This window comes from Bacteroides sp. Phil13 (genome assembly GCF_001940965.1).
GTDB classification, from domain to species: domain Bacteria; phylum Bacteroidota; class Bacteroidia; order Bacteroidales; family Bacteroidaceae; genus Bacteroides; species Bacteroides intestinalis.
Window position 1 is genome coordinate 77,738 of the sequence record NZ_MSHA01000032.1, and the last position, 24,007, is coordinate 101,744.

At 40.0% G+C, this 24,007-nt stretch carries 11 protein-coding genes; 1 reads left to right on the forward strand and 10 read right to left on the reverse strand.

Annotation, left to right across the window (positions count from 1 at the left end):
- Positions 1–13: 13 nt before the first annotated feature.
- On the forward strand, positions 14–2,410 hold the full coding sequence (locus BWI44_RS05080) for a glycoside hydrolase family 31 protein (RefSeq protein WP_286812065.1): 2,397 nt from the start codon (positions 14–16) through the stop codon (positions 2,408–2,410).
- A 113-nt stretch (positions 2,411–2,523) separates the two neighbouring features.
- Here BWI44_RS05080 and BWI44_RS05085 read toward each other — a convergent pair whose 3' ends face one another.
- The 10 genes from BWI44_RS05085 to BWI44_RS05130 are packed head-to-tail and all read right to left on the reverse strand — an operon-like array spanning position 2,524 to position 23,957.
- Positions 2,524–5,310, reverse strand: a complete 2,787-nt coding sequence (locus BWI44_RS05085; RefSeq protein WP_195209019.1) for a glycoside hydrolase family 2 protein — start codon at positions 5,308–5,310, stop codon at positions 2,524–2,526.
- Positions 5,311–5,319: 9 nt separating this feature from the next.
- Positions 5,320–7,230: a heparinase II/III domain-containing protein gene (locus BWI44_RS05090; protein WP_195209020.1), complete on the reverse strand. Its 1,911-nt coding sequence runs from the start codon at positions 7,228–7,230 to the stop codon at positions 5,320–5,322.
- The gene (locus BWI44_RS05095; RefSeq protein ID WP_007661826.1) at positions 7,227–9,002 is read right to left on the reverse strand and encodes a glycoside hydrolase family 88 protein; all 1,776 of its coding nucleotides are present in this window, start codon (positions 9,000–9,002) and stop codon (positions 7,227–7,229) included. The genes BWI44_RS05090 and BWI44_RS05095 overlap by 4 nt, the downstream gene beginning before the upstream one ends.
- 6 nt (positions 9,003–9,008) lie before the next feature.
- Entirely contained in the window at positions 9,009–11,702 is a 2,694-nt protein-coding gene (locus BWI44_RS05100; protein WP_195209021.1) for a DUF8487 domain-containing protein, read from the reverse strand.
- A complete protein-coding gene (locus tag BWI44_RS05105; protein WP_195209022.1) occupies positions 11,699–13,504 on the reverse strand; it encodes a hypothetical protein in 1,806 nt (601 codons plus the stop codon). Before BWI44_RS05105 ends, BWI44_RS05100 begins: the two co-directional genes overlap by 4 nt.
- Positions 13,501–16,251 (reverse strand): DUF8487 domain-containing protein, encoded by a 2,751-nt coding sequence (locus BWI44_RS05110; RefSeq protein ID WP_195209023.1) that lies wholly within the window; start codon positions 16,249–16,251, stop codon positions 13,501–13,503. The genes BWI44_RS05105 and BWI44_RS05110 overlap by 4 nt, the downstream gene beginning before the upstream one ends.
- A gap of 29 nt (positions 16,252–16,280) precedes the next feature.
- On the reverse strand, positions 16,281–17,903 hold the full coding sequence (locus BWI44_RS05115) for a glycoside hydrolase (protein WP_195209024.1): 1,623 nt from the start codon (positions 17,901–17,903) through the stop codon (positions 16,281–16,283).
- Positions 17,904–17,937: 34 nt separating this feature from the next.
- Positions 17,938–19,557, reverse strand: a complete 1,620-nt coding sequence (locus tag BWI44_RS05120; RefSeq protein ID WP_195209025.1) for a RagB/SusD family nutrient uptake outer membrane protein — start codon at positions 19,555–19,557, stop codon at positions 17,938–17,940.
- Positions 19,558–19,570: 13 nt separating this feature from the next.
- A complete protein-coding gene (locus BWI44_RS05125) occupies positions 19,571–22,591 on the reverse strand; it encodes a SusC/RagA family TonB-linked outer membrane protein (RefSeq protein ID WP_229036136.1) in 3,021 nt (1,006 codons plus the stop codon).
- Between the two features lie 22 nt (positions 22,592–22,613).
- A complete protein-coding gene (locus BWI44_RS05130; RefSeq protein ID WP_229036137.1) occupies positions 22,614–23,957 on the reverse strand; it encodes a hypothetical protein in 1,344 nt (447 codons plus the stop codon).
- Positions 23,958–24,007 lie beyond the last annotated feature (50 nt).

Here is a 24,007-nt window from a genome sequence, read left to right on the forward strand (position 1 = left end):
TAAAAAAGAAACCATGAACATGAAGTTTTATTTAAAAATCAGTAGTATGCTGGTGGCTGCGGCTTTCATATCGACTTTGCCTGTCGAGGCTCAGACTTTCCGCCAAACCAAGCAGGGAATAACGGGTACTACGCAGGGAATGGATATTGAAATCCAATTCGTCAGCCCTGAAATTGTACGTGTGGTGAAGGCGCCCGAAGGACGTAGCTTTACAAAGAAAAGCCTTTCTGTGGTTAAAAGCCCTGAAAGCATGTCTGTAACGACCGAGAAGAAAGGGGAAACCGTTTCCCTGAAAAGCAATGCTGTACGCGTTGATTTCAATGTGGGGACCGGACGGATTTCTTTCTTTGACAAGCAAGGAAAGGCATTATTTACCGAGAAAGATTATGGTGCTCAGTTTACTCCGTTCAATGATGCGGGGAATCCGACTTTTAGTGTGCGTCAAGCTTTTTTGTTGGATAAGGATGAGGCTATCTATGGTCTGGGACAGCAGCAGGTTGATGATCTGAATCAGCGCAATCATAAACATTTCATGCGTCAACGTGCATTGTATGCCAGTGTTCCAATTATTCAGTCTACAAAAGGGTACGGAATGTTTTGGGATAATTATTCCCCAACCACTTATACAGATAATCCGCAAGAGATGTCCTTTGATTCGGAAGTGGGAGAGTGTATGGATTATTACTTTATGTATGGCGGCAATGCAGATGGCGTGATAGCGCAGATACGCGACTTAACGGGACAGGCACCTATGTATCCGTTGTGGACATTCGGTTTCTGGCAATCGCGTGAGCGTTACAAATCACAACAGGAAACGATGGAAGTCGTGGATAAGTATCGTGAGTTAGGGATTCCTTTGGATGGAATTATTCAGGACTGGCAATATTGGGGGCCGAACTCTAACTGGAACTCTATGAATTTTGATAATCCGGAGTTCCCTGATCCTCAGAAGATGATCGATCATGTGAAGAAGAAAAATGCGAAGATTATGATCTCTATATGGGCTTCATTCGGGCCGGATACGAATCCGTACAAGGACTTGGAGAAAATCAATGCCCTGTTCAACTTCAAGACATGGCCTGCAGACGGGGGAGTGAAAGCTTATGATGCTTATAATGAAAAAGCACGCGATATTTATTGGGAGCATCTGAATAAAGGTCTGTTCAGTAAAGGTATTGATGCCTGGTGGACAGATTCAACGGAACCTGATCATCTAGATGTTCAGGAAAGAGACTTTGATATCCCGACAGCAATGGGAACTTATCGCAGCGTAGTAAATGCTTTCCCATTGATGAGTAACAAGGGAGTTTATGAGCATCAGCGTGCTGTAACCTCTGATAAGCGTGTATATCTGCTGACTCGTTGTGCATTTGCCGGACAACAGCGTTATGCGGCGAATACCTGGTCGGGTGATGTTGTGTGTAATTGGGAAACATTCCGTAAGCAGATTCCTACAGGCTTGAACTTTTCTCTATCGGGAATACCTTACTGGAATACGGATATAGGTGGATTCTTTAACTGGCCTTATCATGGTGGGGCTGAAAATAAAGCTTATCATGAACTGTATACTCGCTGGTTTCAATATGGTACATTCTTGCCCATGCAGCGTTCGCATGGAAGCGGTGTGAAAAAGGAAATCTACAATTTGGGTAAAAAGGGTGACTGGGTATATGATTCGGAAGAGAAATACATAAATTTACGTTATGCATTGCTGCCATATCTGTATTCAACAGGATGGCAGGTGACTGATAACGCAGGCTCTTTCCTCCGTGCCTTGTTCATGGACTTCAACGAAGATCAGAAAGTACACAATATCAGTAATCAGTATATGTTCGGAAAGGCATTTCTTGTGACTCCTGTAACCAGGAATATGTATGTATTCTCTGATAAGGAACAGTGGAAAGATCCGTATGAAGATTTTAGCAAGACAGGAACACAGGATGTTTATCTTCCTAAGGGCACCAAATGGTTTGACTTTTGGACGGGAGAAGCATTGAATGGCGGACAGCTGGTTACCAAAGAGGTTCCTATCGATATTATTCCATTGTATGTACGTGCGGGTTCCATTGTTCCTTTTGGACCGAAAGTGCAGTATTCTACAGAGAAGAAATGGAATAATCTGGAGATACGCATTTATCCCGGAGCCGATGGCGAATTTGTGCTGTATGAAGATGAAAACGATAATTATAACTATGAGAAAGGTGCCTATTCAATCATTAAGTTTACTTGGGATGATGCAAAGCGGACGTTGAATATCGCAGATCGGGAAGGAACTTTCCCCGGTATGTTGAAATCACGTAAGTTCAATATCGTTGTGGTGGATAAGGAGAATGGGACAGGGAGTGTTCAGTCGACGAAATTCACGAAATCGGTTTCATATGGCGGGAAGAAGAAATCGGTTAAATTGTAATTTTAGTATATGGTATCCTTATCTTGAGGATATTATATAGAAATCATTTATAAAATATGGAGATGTGGTTTTGGTCGCATCTCCATATTCTTATCTGATTTTAGAAATTTAAATTACTCATAGATTGATTTCTTTTCTTCTTTTGTCCGGTTCACATTATGGAGTACCTGTTTTATCTGTTTAAATGCAACCTCTTCTTGTGGATTGAACTTATCACTTTCCATATATTTCAGGAGGCTATAGCGTAATTGACGGGCTACAGGTCGGGTATTGAGATCCTTTGCCAAGTCTGAACTACATACTAATAGCTTTCCGTATCCTGCTTTTACCTCGAATAGTAAACCTAAGTTTCTGTTCTTATAGAAGTTATCTACCATTCTGACAATCGGTTGCATATTGTTTTTTAAACTGTCGAGTTCCATGGTTGTAGCATTCTTGCAAATATTCCACCATTGCCAGTTACTGTGCATTTCAGTTGGAAAGTCTGCTAATGCCGGATGGGTGGGATCACAGAAGATTCCCATTGTTCCCGGTTGGTTAGGGAAGTGTACAGGGCTCCAGAATACTTGTACAAATTTGCCTTCCAGCCCATTAATTTCTTCTTTTTCCGGGTTCAGCAATACCTTTTTCCCTTGACTTAATGCTTTCTCTGCATCGGCAAAGCTACGGGTGTAAAAGATTTCCTTACCAACTTCCGGTACTTCCTGAGGATATACCCAAACATTCCAGGAGTTTTGATACTGGGTTCCTGTAAAACGGATGGATAAAGTTAATTGGTCGGCAACGGATATGGATTCCAGAGGAACAGAGATGCTTCCCAGATTAAATGCATTCCCCACAGGTATTTCTTGTTTATCCAGATTGCCTTGTGCAATGACCGTTCCTTTTGAATCACTTAATGTCCATTCCGGTTGAATATCACTCAGGACTTTATCGCTGAAGTTTGCAGCTTCAAACTGAGCTTTAAAGGTTTCATTGTTCACATAGGTAGCTTTCTCAAAGCGTGCTAACGGTACTACCGGAGAACAGAAATTCCGGAATTCTTCAGGAGTGATTAAACCTTTGCTCTCCCAGAATGCATCGATAATTCCGACGAGTGCAGTGCCCTGTCCGGGGAAGTCATGCAGGTCCAATAGTTGGAAACCACTGAATCCGGGAGTCTTTAGTGCCCGTTCTATTTCTTCTTTGTATAAGATAGTTGCCAGTTTGCCACTTGCCATCAGGTTGCTTTCCGCCAGATGAAGCCGTCCTTTCTTTTTAAGGTCTGCAGCTACGGCTTTGAAGTTTAATGGTATCAGATTACCTGTGTATTTATCAATCTCTTTTAGATTGGGGAATACACTGTATTGTCCGATTTCGTGGGTAATAAGTGGTACAGGCAAACCCTCTATAGCACTGGAGAAGTCTTTATTGAAACTTACAGGTTGGTCGTCGAAAATCCCTTGTCCGCGTACCCAGCCGTTTTTAGTCCACTGTGTAACCCAGAAGTCGTCATTAGGTTCGGGCCAACTGCCATGTCCTGGTTCAAAAGTGAATGTAGTAGTCATATACAAATGACGGCTATCCTGCTGCTTAATGGTGGTGAGTAATTTATCCATGACACTAAAATCTCCTTGCAGCTCATTACCCAAACTCCAGAAACAGAAAGATGGATGATTGCCATATTCTTTCATGATGTGGGCAGCTTCGTTATACAGAAAATCGACAGTGCTTTTATCTTCACCTACGTTGAGTGTCCATAGAGGCAATTCAACCTGAATGTAGAATCCCATTCTATCAGCTACGTTGAAAGCTGCTTCCGGAGGACACCAAGAGTGGAAGCGCAGGTGGTTCATGCCATAATCACGGGCTGCACTGAATACTTTTTCCCAATTGGCTTCGTCCATCGGCGGATATCCCTTTAGCGGAAAAATGCAACACTCCAGTGTTCCTCTGAGGAAGAGTCTTCTGTTATTAATCTGTAGGAGAGCATTTTGGTTCGTCAGTTTTCTCATACCGAATGTCTCACATTTCGAATCAGTCATACCTTCCGTTTCAAGAGTTGCGGTTGCTTCGTAGATATTAGGATTGAATTCATCCCACAACATTGGGTTGTTAATGGGATAAGTGAATGTTATTTCAGTGTTGTTTATCTGTACTTCCTTATTTGCCAGTTTATTTCCTTTAGGGTCTTTGACAGCGAACAGAAGTTTACCGGATACCGGGGATGAACCGTTACTTCCGATTTTTACACAGACATTGACCGTTTGGTTATCAATATCGGGTGTTAAGCGCAATTCCTCAATCTGTACCTTGTCTTTTGCTGTTAATGCTATTTTACCCAAGATGCCATTCCACATAGTCTGGGTATCGTTCGTATAAGCATGTGCAAGGTTTTTGACTGATATATCATGCTGTCTCCGGTTATCGATGCGTATAACGATTTTGTTATTCTCTCCTGGAACAAGATACTTACTCAAATTGAAGTAGTGAGGAGTGGTAAGGCTTTCATTGAGTCCTTCTACTTTAGTACCATTGATCCATACTTGCGAATTCCATATCACGCGTTCAAGAGTAAGGAAGACCTCTTTTTCGTTCCATTCTGCCGGGATGAAGCATTCTTTCTTGTACCAGGCTGGGCCGAGATAGTCGAATTTACGTTTCAGATTTAAGAATATCTCCTTGTCCATGGTAGGTTCGAGGGTACATGGAGTTCCATAGCCGGCATCACAAAGTGTTCCGGGGAGGGTGATCTTATCTGGAAACGATTCCATATACCATTTTTCTGAAATGCCTTTATCCAGACTGTCCAATGCTACTTCCCATTCTCCGGAGAGATCCATCTCGCGTACTACTTGTTTACACGAGGTTATTAATAGGGCCATGATGCCCCAAGCGATTAAAACTTTACTTATTCTCATAATATCAAATTAAAATTTCCATTCTGTCTTAATTCTCAGTTTCTTATCTTTTACTCTTACAATCAAAGGATAGCAAAAAGGTGAATCATATTTTGGCAGAACACTTCCGTTTCCCGGTGGAATGCCAGGAGCTTCCCCCGTAATAACTTCAAACTCTTGTCCATCGGGCACTTCGATCTTCATATATGCTTTTCCTATTTTGCAACTAAGGGGCGATGATTGCTTTCGCACTATTGCGTTTTTTATATAGTTGTAGCTTGGCGAGTCATTGAGGATGATAGTTTCTCCGGTTTGGCTGAATACAGGCCTCTCTGTAAGCATCAAGACATAATCATAGAGATGCTGCTCATCAGAACGGGCGGTAAGTATATCTGTAAGTTTATTCTTTTTTAAAATTAACCTTCTTTCCATTGCGACTCCAGAATATGCCCCCAGAGCTTCAGCCGAAACTTCTCCTCCGTCCTTATATGCTTTGAATGCTAACAATTTGCCGGTTGATTCTTTTTGATCTTTAGCATCTACGGTTAGTGTGCTGTGTGATAAAGTCTTCCGATACCATTTCGTAAATGCAGGTACTCCATAGGCACATGTCCCCATGTCAGATACAATCTCCTTTTCACCGTCATGAATGGAAATGGATAGTTTATCTGGATGACCGTGTCCTCCACCATGTGGACCGTATTTCATGACTACCGTCTTTGTGCCTGATCTGAGTACAGCATAGCCAGTTTCCTTAAAATGAACGGATGGCCATGCTGCCATTGTTGTTACTTGAGGAATTTCTATATTATTCTGTAATGCTTCACCGAAGTTCCTGTCTGTATATCGGTAGCACTGTTGAAGTACACTCAGGAAAAATGGATCCTTGTTGTAGCGTTGGTAGGCAATTTCATATAGGCTGACCTGAGCAATTAAAGACTCTCCATACCATCCGTCATTGTGGGCTGGAAAATATAGATCTGCATATACTCCGGATGCAGGAGCAGCAAGCATTTTATATAGTTTTCTGTCATATAGATTAATATTACGGCAACGTACGGCATCAGCTGACAGAAGCATAGCTCGTAAAGGATAATAATGATAGGTAGGAGAACCTTCGCCCCACCAGCCGTCATCCATAACGTATCTCTCCATTTGGGCATGGTATCCACATTCTGGATCATTGATAGCTACGTTGATGATGCTGTCATTTTGTAATGCTACTCCTAATGCTATCAGACCGCTATTGTGCCATACTTGCCAATTGGCAGTTCCTCTTCTTCTCAGCAAAAGCTCGGAACAGGGTATAAGATAACCTTTTTCTATCTCTCTTATTTCGTTAGTTGTCATTATGGATTTGGCTACCATATAGGCTCGGCAGACATCACTGGCCCATGCAGATTCATCAAGGCTTTGACCAAACATTTTGCCTCCCCAGGGACCTACTTTCCTAGCTGTGTCGTGGTCTAGATAAGTAATATATTTGGATGCATAATCCAATAGCATATTCCGGATGTATTCAGCATAGACTTTATTGCCAGTGGCAAGGTATAAATACATACAGTTGCGCAAATATGTATAATTATGAGTATGCGCCACATTTACCCATGCCCAATCATAACGCTTATTTCCTGTCCAATAATGCTTGCATTGTGAACAGTAATGTGCTTCCGGCTTATTCCAGTCGAATGAAAAACGTACTTTGTGTTCGGGACAAAAATAATCGTGTATATGTCCTCCTTCCAGTAAAGGTACGGTTAGGGGATATTTTCGCCGGGCTTCCACGGTATCTTTCAGTGATTCTATAATGCTCTTTCCCCATTCCGTTTTTGCGGCTGAGCGTATTTGGCTGATGTCGCTTTCAGTGAAGAAATAATATCCGTTTTGCGCTGAAAGCAGGCAAGGGATAAAGATCAGTACGAGTAAAAGTCTATTTTTCATTTTGTATGCTTTAAGTATTTGACATATTCGGTTGCAGCTAGCAGGAAAGCCCCCGTACCATACACTTCTGTGTCGTTTATATCTACCTTCTTCGGGTCAGCTCCTATTGGTTGTACATAGCCTATCTTGCCGTCTTCGTGTACGACGGAAGCTAATGCATTCCACGCTTTTTTTGCAATGGGCAGATATTCTTCTTTTTCAAGATATCCATGATTAAGGCCCCAGAACAGGCTATATGTGAAGAAACCTGATGCACTGGTTTCCGGCATGGGATAGGAAGCTGTGTCCAGTAGAGAAGAGTGCCAGAAGCCTTGTTTATCCTGAAGCGTAGATATCTTTTTCAGCATTTGCCTGAAAAGACTGATATAGAAAACGCGTGAGGGATGTTGGGCAGGCATGTTGTCGATGATGAAGGTCAGTGCCCCTGTTACCCAGCCGTTTCCTCGTCCCCAGAATACTTTCTTCCCGTTTTGCTCACGCATATTGATATATCTGGTATCTCTGAAAAATAAACTATCGGCAACTGAGTAGAGACTGTCGTAAGTGATTTGAAATTCTTTATCCATAAACTCAAAATACTTTGGTTCTCCTGTTATTTTTCCAATACGGGCAAAAGAAGTCGGAGCCATAAACAGGGCATCGCACCAACACCAGCGGGAATGTGAACCGTCAGCATAATAGCTTAGGCTGTTGTGTCTGGGGTTGGCAATGAGAGTATCCAAGGTCTTAACGGATTTTTTGATCATGCGTGGTTCCTTGTATTTATTGAATAACATAGCATAAGGCTGGATGATGCAGATGTCATCGGCAAAATAGATACTAGGGCCAGTCTGCCATTGATTCTTTTCGCCTATGGTGAGCAGGAAGTTCCAGTATTTGGGATCATCAGACATCTCCGCCCATTCTGCCATACCGATATACATGGTCGCGTTAGTCCATGCCCAGTAGGCATGCGAATTTGTCCATTGGGAGCCTTTCCGTACTTGATTCTCAAAATTCATCAGTTGCCAGTCGGCTATCTTTTTCATAATCGTCATGGTTTGATTTTGGCAGTATTCATTCCATTGTGCCTCCTCGAAGAAATAGTTCAAGATGAGTCTGGTTACCACCTGATGTCCTTTCTCATTGGGGTGATTGCTCTGGCTCATATATATTTTTAAATCTTCTCCATTTTTTCTTTTCTCCTTGAAGGTTGCATAGCTGTCTATCAGTCCTGTTTTATAGTCGTGGGCTAAACGACGTATCTGGCGGCTATGTTGTTCAAGTGGAGAATTATCGTCCAATATATCTTCGGTTAAATCGGGTGTTGGGGTTAGGAGAATGATTGGGATGTTTTGCTTCTGTGCTTCCTTTATCATTTTTTCCCAGGCTTTCAAAGCTCTTTCCAGTCCGATGCTACGGTCATTCAGAGCATAATCTATGAATAAAATGTCCGGACGATGAGGTAAGACCTCTTGTTTGAATCGTTTGGCCCCCTGTTCGGCATTTTCACCACCAATAGATGTGGTAATAGAGTTGACCACTGCGTATGGATATATTTCTTTGACAGCTTCCAAGACTTGATGGGGATAAGCTTGAAGCGTTTTTACATTAGGTGTGTTGGCATAGCCGGAAGGTACACTGTGTCCATGAAATACAAGGTTTACAGTTCTGTTATCCGGCCATTTTTTTTGCAGTTCTTGGCGGATTTGCGTGAATTCGAAGGATTGACCGGTCTGTGCCATGACGTCAAACCCTAACAATGTGCATAATAGTAGATACAGATATTTCATATTCTTTTATTTTTGTTTTTTCTCTGTTTTCAAATAGTTTAATAAACTGTGGAAAAGTGCCTTAACTTCCGGTTCGTCAGCTATTGCAAACAAGTCGGAAGAACATACTAATGCTTTTGTTCCCGGTAATTGGTATATTAACCCTAGCTTATGATTTCGTTCGAAATTGTCGATTACCTGTACAATCGGGTAATAATCTTTTGGCATTTCATCTAGTATTATAGGGCTGGATTTCTTTATAATATTCCACCATTGCCAGTTAGAGTGGAAATCCGTTGGAAAAGAATTGAAAATACTGTGTTCCGGACTTTCAATTAGTAATCCCAGTGTTCCGGGAGAAGACTCTTTTCCAAGGCTTTTGGTTACATTGTCAAAGACTTTGTAGTTCCAAAAATCACTTATGAAAAGTCCTCCTACCGATTGATCTTTGATATCCTTTTCTTTGGGGATATATAAAACCGGTTTTTCCTCCTGATATAATTTTGCGAAGACTTTACTATCGCGGGTCACGGTCACTCCGTCTATGACTCCTTCTTTTATTTTATCATAACGGGGATATACCCATATATTCCATGAGTTGTGGTAAGACGTATTTTTTAGGGCAATGCGGAAAGTCAGCTTTTGGGATTCCTTTACGTGGTTAAGTGGTATATGTAAACTTTTGAAAGTTGATAATTGGCCTTGCGGAATGGCTGTATTTCTGATATCTTCTGAATAAAGAGTTTCTCCGTCTTCGGTAGACAATGTGCATGATATGATTTTGTCCTTTATATCGGACTGTCCATAGTTGGCAATCTGGACTTCTGTAATAAATGTTTCGTCCGTGTTCCAGCAGTATTTAGAAAAACGTGCCAATGGGACTATGTCATTGCAGAATTCATTCCATTTTTCTGTGGAGATAACATTCTTGGATTCCAAAAATGCGTCAAGGATACCTACCAAGGCAGTGCCTTGTCCTGGATAGTCTTGCAGATCGAGCAACTGGAAGCCACCAAATTGTGGAGTACGGAGCGACATTTCGATTTCTTCTCTGTAACACAATGCAGCCAATGCGCCTGATGCTTTCAGAAAAGCTTTTGCCTTAGTACTCATACCGGTCTCTTTCAGCCTGTTTTTGAATACTATGAAGTTCAGTGGACGTAATACTCCTGTATATTTGTCTATTTCCTCAAAATTGGGATATACTTGATATTGTCCGGTTTCATGTCCTATTACTGGCTTATCCATACCTTGTATGGCTGTTGTAAAGTTGCGCATGGCGTTTGGAACGTTGCAATTTATTATACCTCCCTGATTGGAATCGGCAAAAGAGAAAGAACCGCGTAGGTCTGTACTGTTATTGTTGGCCGCTTTCCCATGTCGCATAGCGACGAAGAAATCTTCTTCTGTATGGGTTTGAGGATCCCGGTAATGATTGTTGGTTCCTAAAATATAGAGATGGCGTTTATCATATTTCTTCAAATCTTTCACTATACTTGCCATTATAGCGGTGTCTCCTTCAAGCTCGTTGCCCAAACTGAACATGACAAATGAGGGATGATTTCCATATGTTTGAATGATTCTTTTGCCTTCCTGTTTCATATAAGAAATGAGAATGGTGTCTTTTTCCCGGTATGTTCCCCATAAAGGTAGTTCGGGTTGGAGAAATATACCTGTTTCATCAGCTGCATAAAAAGCTGCCTGGGGAGGTGTCCATGAATGGAAACGTACATGATTGATACCATAGGAACGGATGGTTTCGAAGTATCGTTTCCAGTCATTGATTTCCATACTTGGATATCCAGTCAATGGAAAAACTCCACCTTCATTTTTTCCACGCAAAAAAACAACCCTTCCGTTGTTTATGAATTGTGTCCCTGCCGTTTTGAAGTCTCTGAATCCGGTCTGAACACATTGGGAATCATAATTGGGTATCTCTATTCGGAAGTTATATAGGCAGGGGGTATATTCATCCCATAACTGCGGAACGGGAATTCTTACTTTTATTGTATGTTCCGATTTACCTTGGGGAACAGATGCTTTTACAGTTTCTTCTACTACCTTGCTGTCATCGGAATTTACAACCACTATTTTTATTCCTATATCTGTTTCCTTTGAATAATTGGCGAGTGATACCGTCACGAGGCAGTTACCGTTGGATGGACTGTCTATTCGTATTTGCCGGATACAGATATCAGGTAATTTCCTTAAATAAAAATCACCGAGAATGCCATTCCAGTTGCTTTGAGTATGTTCTGAATATGCATGCGAACCGCCCAATGGGAGCAGACTTTTAGTGTTGTCTATTTTGATTCTGATACTGTTCTTGCCGATTTTAAGCAGCGAATCAATCATATATATATGTGGAGTGGACACGCTGTTCTGGCTCCCCAAAAATATTCCGTTGATAAATACTTCGGAAACTTTTGTTCTTTCCATAAACAACTCTACGGGATGATTTTCCCATGAAGCCGGAATTTCAATATCTTTTTCATACCACGCTGCTCCTTGGTAGCTATAGGTTTCGGTCAGAATATTGGTTACGGAATCCTTAGGCTGAAAACCAACTTTGTTTTCGGCAAGAGAACCCGGCAGCATTATTTTGTGTTGTACAGAATCAATTTTTACTTTCCACTCGCCAGACAAATCTATTACTGACTCTGTCGGTGTACAGGAAAGCATTAATAATGCAATGCAGGAAAGTATCAAGATCTTCTTCATTTTAGTACCTCCTTCCAATTGCCTGAATAATATGCTTTATCCAGTCGTTTTCGCATTTTAGTATCTTTGTTCAGTTCTGCCAGATGGCAAAGATCTTTATAAATATAGAAATTAAGCCAATATCCGTATGAATATCGTTCGAACGGAGTGTGAGGTTGTTTCCAGAATGAGTACCAGCTTGTGTTCAGGTTATATTGTCCTGCTACTTCTATGGCATCTTGTCCCCGTTCCCACATTCCATTTGTACATATATCAAATAATGCTTTGACATCTTCATATTTCATCTCCGAGGTATCATAAATCATCCCCGAATCATCGATATTCAGTTCGAGCAAAGATACACGTTCTTCAAATATTCTGTCTCCGTTAAGGTCATATTCTATCAAGTCGAAAAATCCATTGTTATCGGTATCCGTATACTTGACTGTTGCGAAAGACTCTGGGTCTTTGTGTAAACGTTGCTCTTTTTCTCCTGGGGGATATAATCCGCCGTATCCCTGAAAGCATTTTGCATTTTGGTCAATGCGCCAGGCGCCCCATTCAGCACCGAAAAGATGTATCTTTCCGTCGATGGGGGAGAGGTACAGTCTCCCTTTTCCAGAGTTATCCTGATCGAACTCTCCACGGTCACCGGTTGCATCAGCTTGCTTGTGGCTATCGAGTCCGCCTTGTGCGGCACCTACTTTGAATAGGTCGTATGGATAGTAGAACTCTACACGCTCCCAACGGTTGCAGTCGTCGTCCTCATCAAAGACAAACCAGCAGTAATCCCACTTCCCTTTTCGGAAAATCATATTATAAGCCACTTTTTCGTCCGGATAGATAAGTTCGGACATTTGTCGCCAACGTGGGTCGTAAATATATCTGTCAGCCTCCGGAAGTCCGCGCAGGTTTTTAAATTTATGTATCTGATCAGAATAATCGAATCCTTTTCCATAGAAATGGACAGTCATATCAAAATCGAATTCGTTGCCCTGCCCGTTATCATTATCCACATCCCAAGAGATACTTGCCCAAGGAATGCGGCCGCTATACACAACATCTATTTCATCAGACACTTTTCTGAATGTTTCATGGGGAGTGTCCCCGTTACAGGGACGAACGTGTGGAATATCCATTAGGCGGACAGACATTTCAGTCAGGTTATCATTGTCGTGATCGTAGAAGATAAAAGGATTTTCGCAGTTGAAGCGAGTGTCGGCAACTCTGAAACTAGATGAATGCATTTTCAGCAATAGTGTGTTCCCATGATAATCTTGAAAGAAATTAGAATGACCATTATGTTCCCAGCATAAAGGGAGTAGTTGGTTCCAGTCGATGAAACTTTTGATATCATCCTTCTCAATATCTATAACAATAATGAAATCAGAGTCCCAGTCATAGCCGCAACGAGCATCGGCACTGCCGTTATAAATAACCAATTGCATATCGGCTATTCCGTCTTCGTCTGTGTCCACCCAGTCTATGCAGAGGTCTTTCGGACCACCGAAGATGCCATCTTTGTTCAGGTCTATCAGCAGGCAATCATTATCTGTATCACCTTCCAAATCATCGTATCTCATATCTCCGTCGTCATCAATCCACATGACGGGAATGCTGTCGAGGACGAAAGCACGGATGATATCTGGCGTACCGTCTCCCGTGAGATCTTCATAAGTGAGTCCAGCCTTGTCTGCCGTTAATGGAAAACGCCATGGGGTGAGTTGAGTGTGCTCATTCCAGTATTTCTGCTGGGCATATAAATTATATGTCACGGCTGAAAAAAGGATCAACAATATCAAAGGGATATTCTTGTGTTTCATGGCTGAATAAATATCTTGTCAATCATTTCGTTAGTAAGGGTCACTTCCGGAGAGAAATCGGGTGAATTAAGGTAGTTTACCAGACTGTAATACATCTGCCGTGCAACAGGGCTATGAGCCATAATCCGGTCAAAGGCGATAGAAGTAACCATTAGTTTTCCTTTACCTACCTTAGCTTCAAAAATTAGGCCTATCTTTCGATTGTTGTTCCAATCTGGAATAATCTGCACTAAGGGTTTAAATTCATAAGTAGTATGATCAAGCAACATAGGTTTCGAATTACGCACCAAGTCAAACCATTGCCAGTTTGAATGTTCTTCTGTAGGAAAATGTCTGAATAAGGCATGTTTGGGATTACATAAAATACCTAAAGTATTTGGAGGTGTACCAGACCAGACTGCATTCCAGGATATGCTGGAAAAACAAGGGGGCACGTCAGATTTTACTTGGGCAGTATCAGCAAGTAACAATACCGTTCCTCCTTTCTGCAAATAATGTTTGACTCTATTATTCCATTCTCTGGCCAACATTACTTTTTTTTCTGATATTTCTGGTAGCTTGTCTGGGTAAACCCATATAGCCCAGTTATTGGAAAATGAGGTGTTTCTAATTTCCATCTTCAATACCATCTTTGCAGCTTGACAAATTTCGGTCAAGGGAATAGAAATTCTTCCCAAGTCAGTAATGCCACCATTCGGAATATCTAGTTTAAAGGAGCCGTCTTTATAAACATTGCCATTCAGATATTCAAGTTTCCAGTCCACTACTGCTCCTTTTAGTTTTTCTTTCAAAAAATTAGCTACTTGGGCATCTCCTTCAAAAGTTTCATTTTGACTCCACACCAACTTATCAGTACGTAATAAAGGAAGACAAGGACTTTGTATCTGTTTGAATGTTTGGGCATCCACATAAGGCTTAGCATCATAGAAAACATCAACAACTCCGACCGGTGAAGTACCCTGACCAGGGAAGTCATTTAGTTGAAGTAAATGATAGCCTCCGAAACCAGGGGTGCGGAAATAAGATTCAAATTCTTCCTTTTTTTGAAGAACTTGGAACTTACCTGAAGCGATGTGAAAATCATGAGCCTGATCAAGCATTTTTTTATTACGGAGATCTTCTCTAAAAAGTTCATAGTTATAAGGTTTTAAAACCCCTATATATTTAGATATTTGGTTAAAATCAGGATAAGCACACCATTGTCCTATCTCATGAGTCACCATAGGTGTTGAGAATTTTTTTACATAATCTATGTAATCATATCTTGTGTTTAATGGCTGCGAGTTAAAACGTCCTTTCAGGCCTTCCTGCCAACGCTGTGGACGAGCACCATAAAAATCGAAAAAATCACTTCCTTCCACTGTAGGATAACCAGATGCAGCCACATAAAGATGACGTGAGTCTTTCTTCCATTCAGTTAGCATTTCTTTTAGAAAATCCACACAACCTTTTCCAACTAATTCATTGCCTTCGCAAAAGAAGGCAAAAGACGGATGATTTCCATATTCCTTAAAAATGCGTTGAGCTTCATCTAAATAGAAAGCGTTGGTTGCCTCATCTTCCCCTACCGTAAAACGCCAGTCCGAGTTTTCGACTTGTAAATACAAGCCCAATTCATCTGCAACTTGAAATGCGGACTCAGGGGGACACCAAGAATGAAAACGAATGCAGTTCAATCCGTAATCTTTATATACCTTCATTACCTTTTTCCACTCTTCATAACCCATCGGAGGATAACCGGTAATGGGGAACTCGCAAGAATTTACAGCACCGCGAATAAATGTAGGAATATCATTTATCGTGAAATGCGTACCTTTTGTTCCAAAGTCACGAATACCAAATTTTATTTTTCGCACATCACTCTTACCGCAACACTTTATCTCATAGTCAATTTCATACAGATTAGGCTCAAATTCATCCCAAGTGTATAGCTTATCTCCCAAATCATAGTAATGTACCAAGTGTATTAAAGAATCCGAACTATTAAAAGTTGTATTTTTCTCCTTTAGATGCAAATCTTGAGAATCATTCAAAAAATGACAATTTATCCGTATATCGCCTTTAACCGGCAGGTTACTATAGTTCACAATCTGCGCCACAATCTTTAGCCTTTTTTCTTTTTGTAAAGGATATATCTGTACATCAGCAATATGTACCTTACTTACAGCCTGGATTTCCATACGTCCAATAATGCCATTCCAGTTAGTCTGTGTTTCAGCACTGATGGCATGTGTATAGGCTATATCATGGATGTTCCCATTATCTACTCTAATGCGAACAGTATTGCAGTCTCCAAACTTTACATAAGAAGTTATATCATACAAATGTGGTGTAGAAAGACTTTCCTCTTTTCCGACAAATTTCCCATTAATCCACACTTGGCTTTCCCAATGTACTCGTTCCAAAAACAGAAAAAGTTGTTGGTCTTTCCAAGATTCAGGAATAAAAATATTTTCTTTCTCATACCAAGCTGCTCCACTATATTCAAACATGCGAGTAAGCCGAAGCGAACTCATATCTTGCGTTTTAAATCCTTTTCCAGCTTGATCTGTAGACCCCGGCAGAGTTATTTCTTCTGGAAACTTAGATACAAAATTACTTCCTTTTACCGGAATACTAACATTCAAAGGATCCAATTTAAAGTTCCAGATACCAGCTAATGAAATATGATCTTTTGACGTTTCATTCTGTGCGTGTACTGAAAGCAGACAAAAGCAACTTAATATGAGAAAGAAAATATTACGCATAGAGTCAATATTTCAAGTTATTCATTACATTATTCTAGTTCACCAACAAAAGTTACGACAGACTTTGCCGGAACAACAATCTCATTAGTTTTTATTGTCGTTCCCTTTCCTAAATTGGATGTTTCAGAAGTGGTGTAAGGAGTTAAAGTCTGATTCTTCAGTTTCAAATCTTGAAGATTATATTTTCGGTTGACAGAACCGACATTAACTGCTACCAAAACTATCTTTTTGGAAGAACCGTCTTTGTATGCGCTAATCATAACATCTTTACCCTCTTTCTCAGGGTCTGGATTTTCGGTAATAACGGCAACACGTTTCATACCCGGACGGACAAAAAAAGAATAATTACCTAGCATCCACATAAGCTTAGAGTCCCTGGCAAATCCATCTTTTTTGCAATAGTCTGTAACTTGTGAACCATTATTTGTTCCATCATCCAGATATACCAAACCGTCCTTGTAGTCTGCACGGGTAAGAGCTGTCCACCAAGACCAAGAGGAAGCATTTACCAATGTCAAATCATTGTGAATAGTACGTGCAACAAAAAGTGCCGTTTGCATACCCAAATCGCGTTTATTTCCGTTTCCGTTAGGAATTTCGGACTCTCCGGGGCTTTCGAGGATAGAATACTCAGTTTGCCAATATTTTAAGCCGCTGTGCTCTTTTATTTTATCATTCAAGGCTTTACGATGTGAAACTAAATCCTTGACGGGCCAAACAGTCCAATAACTGTGTCCAGTCATTACTCGCTCTACATTGGGCAGAGAAGCAATGCTCAACGGAGATGATGGATTCCAAAAATCATCAATCTGATTATCAAAGTTCTCATTATCTACATTTTTATACAAATATTGAATACTCCCAGCTTCGCCCAATGCTATTTTGGTAGCCAATCCTCTTTTGCTGAGTCTTTCTGATAGTAATTTTACGAACTGAGATATTTCTTCATTAGTGGCGGGAGTCCCTTCCTGGCTGCCTTTACTCCAATCCCATTGTGGCTCATTCACAGGACTTAAATAATCAAATTTAATTCCTTCTTTCTTCTGCAAGTTATCAATGCATTCCACTAAAAAGTCTGCATAATCAGGCATCATACCTGCCTTGATATTCATCCTTTTCTCTTTAATTGAAAAGCCTTTCCCATTTATGGACATATGAACCGGAGCGCTTAGGTTAAAAGCAAGAAAATGTTCAACCCCTCTGTCTCGAGCGGCTTTTAAAAACCATTTCTGTCCTTCATATTTATTCCAATTGTAAGTACCATCAGCTGATAAAAAACATTCAGACCGTCTCCACTCATCCGCAATGTCGCTATCAAGTCCTTGTTCTGTGCTTCCCGCACCAATGTAAAATCTCCACATGGACAAGCCGATGCCTTTTGGATTTCCATTTTCATCGACTTCCTGGCTAAACAGCCAATCGGCAATTTGATTTCTCTTCTCTTCCGGCCAATATTTTCCTACCATCTGACAGCGCCAAGCATCTGATGCCCCAAAGCCGTCAATCGTCTGCATTTCCTGATTCAAGTCTACTGAAATATTTCTCACCTTATTGTAAACAGGCGGTTCTGGAATCTCCAATTTGGAACTACATGCCGTAACTGAAAACAGTGTACAGATACCTAATATCTGCAAATATTTGCTATTTCTCATTTCTATAAAATTTAAGTTTGATCTCTTATGTTTATTAGTAATTAGGATTCTGTGTTACAGTACCAAAACTACGATCTATTTCCGATTGAGGAATGGGCCATACCAAATGTTTATTGATATCGAAGTTGATACCTTTGTTCTGTAGCTCTTTAAGGTTGCTCGTTTCATATTGATCCGTTGATTCATACATATTGTAACGAACAAAACTTCCATTCGGACCGAACAAACCAGCTATAACGGGTTGATTAGTGACCGGATCTATCTGTCTCCTAATATCAAACAGGCGCAATCCTTCAAATGCCAATTCCATTCTGCGCTCTTTCCAAATAGCATAAAGTATTTCGTTACCGGTTACAGTTCCTTTTTTCGGAGAAAGTTTTACTCGAGCACGAATGATGTCTACATCATCCATTGCTTCATCAAACATACCCAAGTGAAAAGCTGCTTCTGCACGCGTCAGATACATTTCTGCCAAACGGATAATTGGAGTATTCAAAGGAGCGTTATATCTTTTATCTTCCAATGTTCTACGAGTAGCAATGGGAATATAATACTTACGAATTACACGCCCAGACTTATTTTGTGCTAAGTCAAATACATAAGTAGGGTTTAAATCCTCATCACCATATACAGCGTCACCACAAACCGTTATTGTACTGCGCCTTCTTATCTCATCTTCTTCCGAAAGATAACAATTTTCCAAATCGCTGGTGGGTACTCCCCATCCCCAACCATCCATAATGTCATTGGGGTCTTTACTGGGGAAATTTTCCAAACTTTCACCACGTCCTCCACAAAGTGTAGAAAGGGGATTGCCCAAAATTTTACCCACTTCAGAGCTTGTCTGAACTTCAATAAGCGATTCTATGCCATTGTGATTATTGACGTTCCAAATATCTAGAAAATCAGGTTCGAGTTTACAGCCACTATTCATGATTGTGGTATCTGCATAATGATAAGCTTCTTCCCATTTTCCTTGATATAATGAAACTCTTGCTAATAATGCAGTACAAGTCCATACAGTAGCCCTACCTTTTCCTTCACTTCCATACGTAGTATTTACCATGTGAACGGCTGACTTAAGATCATTCTCTATTTGCTGATATATTTCTTCTTTACTAGAACGCCCTAGATTCATATCATTGGATGAAAGCATTTTAAGTACCAATGGTACACCCCCAAAATTGCCTACAAGATCCAAGTAATTATATGCGCGACAAAATAGAGCTTCACCGACATAGGACTTTTTTTTGTCTTCAGAAATAGGAGCTTCGGGAATAGAGTTTATGGCAATATTACATGCCATAATATTCTTATATCTCTCCTTGAATAAATCTGTAAGATATCCCATTCTATTGGGAGTGATCAAGTATTCCGAAGCTGGACTGAATCCATCAGCAGATTGTCCGGTATTTCCCATCCAAGCATCATCGGTAGCCGTTTCATTCGTTATTCTGGTATGAGCTATCGGCTGCCAGTCATTATTTAGCAATGCACGCTTATACAAGTCAATGACAAAGTCACGACATTCTGTATCTGTCTTAAAATAGTTATCCAAATCTTGAACACCTCTTTTTTCGTGTTCAATAAAATCTTCACAAGACATAAATCCCAATGAAGCCACTATTATGAAAGCAAATATATTCTTTTTCATGATTTACAATCTATTAAAATGTTACATTTACACCTACTGAGTATATACGTTGTACTGGATAAGTCCATCCGCCAAATCCAAAACTCAACACACTACCTGAAACTTCGGGCTCAACGCCGTTATAGCCAGTTAAGGTAAACAAGTTTTGTCCTGCTATATATAATCTCAGTTTATTGACGCCAGGGATTTTCTTAAAAGTATACCCCAATTGTAAATTCTTTAGTCTTAAGTAAGAACCATCCTCTATGTAGAAAGATGAGAATTTGGTAAAGTTCTCATTATGATCTTGAGTAGATAAGCGAGGAACATAGTTAGAAGTTCCTTCACCGTGCCAAGCCATATCAAGTAAACCGCTCACCTTATTCACTTTTCCACCACTGCCGGCAGCATTGTACAATTCTTGAATATTCTGATTGACAAGATCATTACCGATACTGGCATAGAAGTTTGCCACTAAGTCAAAGTTCTTATAACCTAAGTTCAGATTAAGTCCCATCGTCATATCAGCCCATGGAGAACCAATCTTTGTACGGTCATCTGCATTCAATTGTCCGTCTCCGTTTATATCCTTAAATCGAATATCGCCAACTTGTGCGTTAGGTTGTAAGAACTGTCCTTTGTTATTAGTATGACGATTCACTTCAGTCTGATTCTGGAAGATACCGTCAGCCACATATCCATAGAAGAAAGCAGGCTCTTCACCTTCTATTGTCTTTGTCTTTTCACCATTTCCATACAATGGGTCTTTATCGCCTGTCAACTCTGTCATATTGACGTTGAAAGTAGTCAAGTTTAAAGTAGTTCCAAAGGTAAAATCTCCCCAACGGTCATTGTAGCTGATTGCCATTTCAAAACCTTTGGTACGCATAGAACCTACATTTGTCCAAATCTTGGCATCACCCGGGTAGCCGGAATAACTGGGATAAGCTTTCTGAAAAAGCATATCTTTAGTATTCTTTATATAATACTCAAAAGATCCCGTTAAACGATTATCAAATAATCCATAATCAATACCAAAGTTATAATCTTCTACAGTTTCCCATTTCACATCCTCATTTTTAACCAAACTGGGGTAAACAGTATTCACCACATTATCGCCCAATACATAGTAACCTTGTCCTAATTGAGACATATAAACTCCTGAAGGTAGATTCTGATTACCTACACGCCCCCAACCTATTCTAAGTTTAAGGCTGTTAAGTACAGATTTTATACTTTCCATAAACGGCTCATTAGACATACGCCAAGCTATAGAAGCTGAAGGGAAAGAAGCCCATTTATTCTTGGACAGGAATTTGGAAGAACCATCCACGCGATAAGTAGCTGTAAGATAATACTTATCATTATAATTGTAAGTTAGTCTACCTAAATAAGACAAAATAGAAGTGGTAGAAGAATTACCTCCGGTCTGTGGATTGACGGTACCAGCATCCAATTCATGTAAATTATCTGAGTTGTTGGGCATTTTTTCATAGCTTCCCCACAAAGTAGTACTATTCCATTCTTCCAAGGTGTTACCTACCATAAAAGAAAAATTATGCTTATTTGCAAAAGTTTTTAGGTATGTCAATGTATTCTGCAAACTCCAATTACGATAAGTGGGTTTGTTACGCGTGAACTTGTTGTTCGTCTGAAATTCATGAGCTGCATCAATAACAAAATCCGGTGCAAACGTATTGGAAATTCGAGTATCTAAGTCTATAGAGAATTGAGATCTAAATATCAAATCTCTTATCGGCTTAATTTCAAGATAGGCAGAAGATGACAAAGCATAAGAATTATTACTTTGATTCCATCTGTGAACATAACCAACTGGATTCCAAATTTGAGAAGGAGAACGGGAATATACACTATATTCATTTTCAGTACCATTTAATTCATCCTCTGGTTTAAAAATGGGGGTAATAGGATCCACTCTGTCAAAGTCCGACCAATTAGTAGGATTCCCCCATGATTCATAACGCGGATTTAATGAGAATCCAGCTGAAAAATACTTATTAAATTTATAATCATTGGTAAAACGAGCTGTAAATCGCTTATATCCTCCCTTCTGGTAGAAAGAATCTTGCTGAAAATAATTTAAACTAACCGAATACTTATTCTTCTCCGTTCCACCCTGTACACCCAAACTTGCATTCAATTGAGGGGTAAACTGACGAATACCCGCATCCCACCAATTTGTTGTTTTACCTGCAAAAGAAGCGGGATTTTCAAATTCCTCCGGATAGCCGGCCTGGCGGGCGGCTGTATTCAATATTTCAGCATACTCCACAGCATCTGCCATATTATAAGGATTTTTCATTTCCTGTACGCCATAATGCATATCGAGATAGAATGAAGGTTTGCCTTCCACTCCCTTACGAGTAGTAACCATAATAACTCCATTTGAGGCACGACTACCATAAATGGCACTGGCAGAAGCATCTTTCAAGACTTCAATGCTCTCAATCTCATTAGGATTAAGGAAATTGATTCCTTCGCCCATAGGAACCCCATCAACCACATACAATGGGTCAGTGGACAAGTTGATGGTAGAGAAACCTCTAATCAAAACCTTTGGCTGACCACCTGGATTCCCTGCTCCTACAATTGTTACACCAGCCACCTTTCCTTGAAGACTTTCGGTAGCATTGCTTACATTCATTGATCTCACTTCTTTTCCTTTCACAGAAGAGATGGAACTTGTTAAATCACTTTTTTTCTGTACGCCATAGCCTACTACCACCACTTCTTGAAGCAACTCTGAATCTTCTACCAAAGTTACATTAATGACAGTTCTATTCCCTACCTTTTCTACAATGGTTTTGTAAGAGATAAAAGAGAATGACAGTTTGGAATCTATTCCAGCTACTGTTATACTGTATTGTCCATTCACATCAGATATACTACCATTGGTAGTTCCTTCTTCTTGGATATTAACACCTATCAGAGGCTCATTTTTGTCGTCAACAATAGTTCCTCGAACCTTTATCTGCGCATTAGCTGTAAGGTAGAAGAAGAAAACAACAAGAGAAAATATAATATTTCTTTTCATGACTATATACATGATTTAATGATTATTCTTTCAATAATTTAGCACGCGCAATCTCAGTATCAATAATGAATTTATAACTTCCCTTTTGATTTACCTTCAAGTAAGGTTGGCTTGAACCCATATAATCAATAATACCATTTTCAAGTAAGCGCCAATATTTACTCCAGCCCGGATAGGTAATGGTTACATTAAGCTGGGTTTCGTTCAATATAAGAGTCCGTCCAAGTATATATGGATTTTCCGCGTCCGGTGTGAGTAGACAGTTTTTATTAGAGGGATCCCATCCGGCACCTTCAAATCCGTAACCACACATCGTGATATCAGGAGAATCGTGCACAGCTGAAGAAGGTATATAAGAAGTCACAGTATATGTTTGCTCTTTGGTATTTGCCACAATCTCATAGTATCCCTTTGTTGGTAGCACTATTGGTGCGGCAGAAGGACTATTTAGCAATTTACCGTTCTCTTCTGATACGCCAAAGCAGTGAGGTTCAAAAGCGCTCTCCTGTCCCAAAAAGTAGATTTCCTTATTATCACAATCCGCATAATATTTGAAAGTAAATATACCATTTGATTTTTTATGATAAAGCATCGGTACTCCACAAACATCGGCTGTTAAATCAGTTCCCTTAGGAACATCGGCCAGGAACAAAGTAACCATTTCACTGGAAACAATATATTTAATTTTCTGTGTTTTCCTGTTAGCTTCTACAAAGTTATCAATTGCTGTTATTTTTAGTTCATACTCTTCCGGTTTGGATGGTAAAGAATAAGTTTTGTTGAAAGAGTACTCTTTCTCGCCGTTTAATTTGATTCTTTCCATGATACCCAATATCGGTTCTTCCACATATACTGAATCTAAGCCTGAATCATCAGTGACTTTAAAGGAAAGTGACAATTCCATCTTGCTTTCCAATAGCTGTACTGTTCCGTCTTGTGGTGATACATTTGAAAAATTAGGAGCATTAAAGTCTCCATCCAAATGTAATGTAAGCTCTTTGGTCACAACATTTCCAGAAACATCCTCCAGTGCAAGATTTACTTTATATACATCTTCATTTTTCGTATCCTTTGGTGCCAGAAACTCATAAGCCAACTCATATTCTGTAACTAAAGTATCTGTCGGGAATACAATTTCCTTATCCAGATAAAATTCTGGAATCACAATTTTCAAAGACTTAAGGCCTAAATCATCTTTTAAATCAGCCTTAATCACAAACTTTCTGTTGGGATTAGAATACAATTCATCACGCAACACTTTTATTTCCGGGGCATCAGATGTAGGATAGGAGATACCCTCATCGTCCGAACATCCCATAAAGCAAAGCAGCATTAATAATGCTGATAATCTAAATAAACTCTTCATAATATTAATATTGTTGTTAACTAATAGTTTATTTCTAAGTGAATTACTGT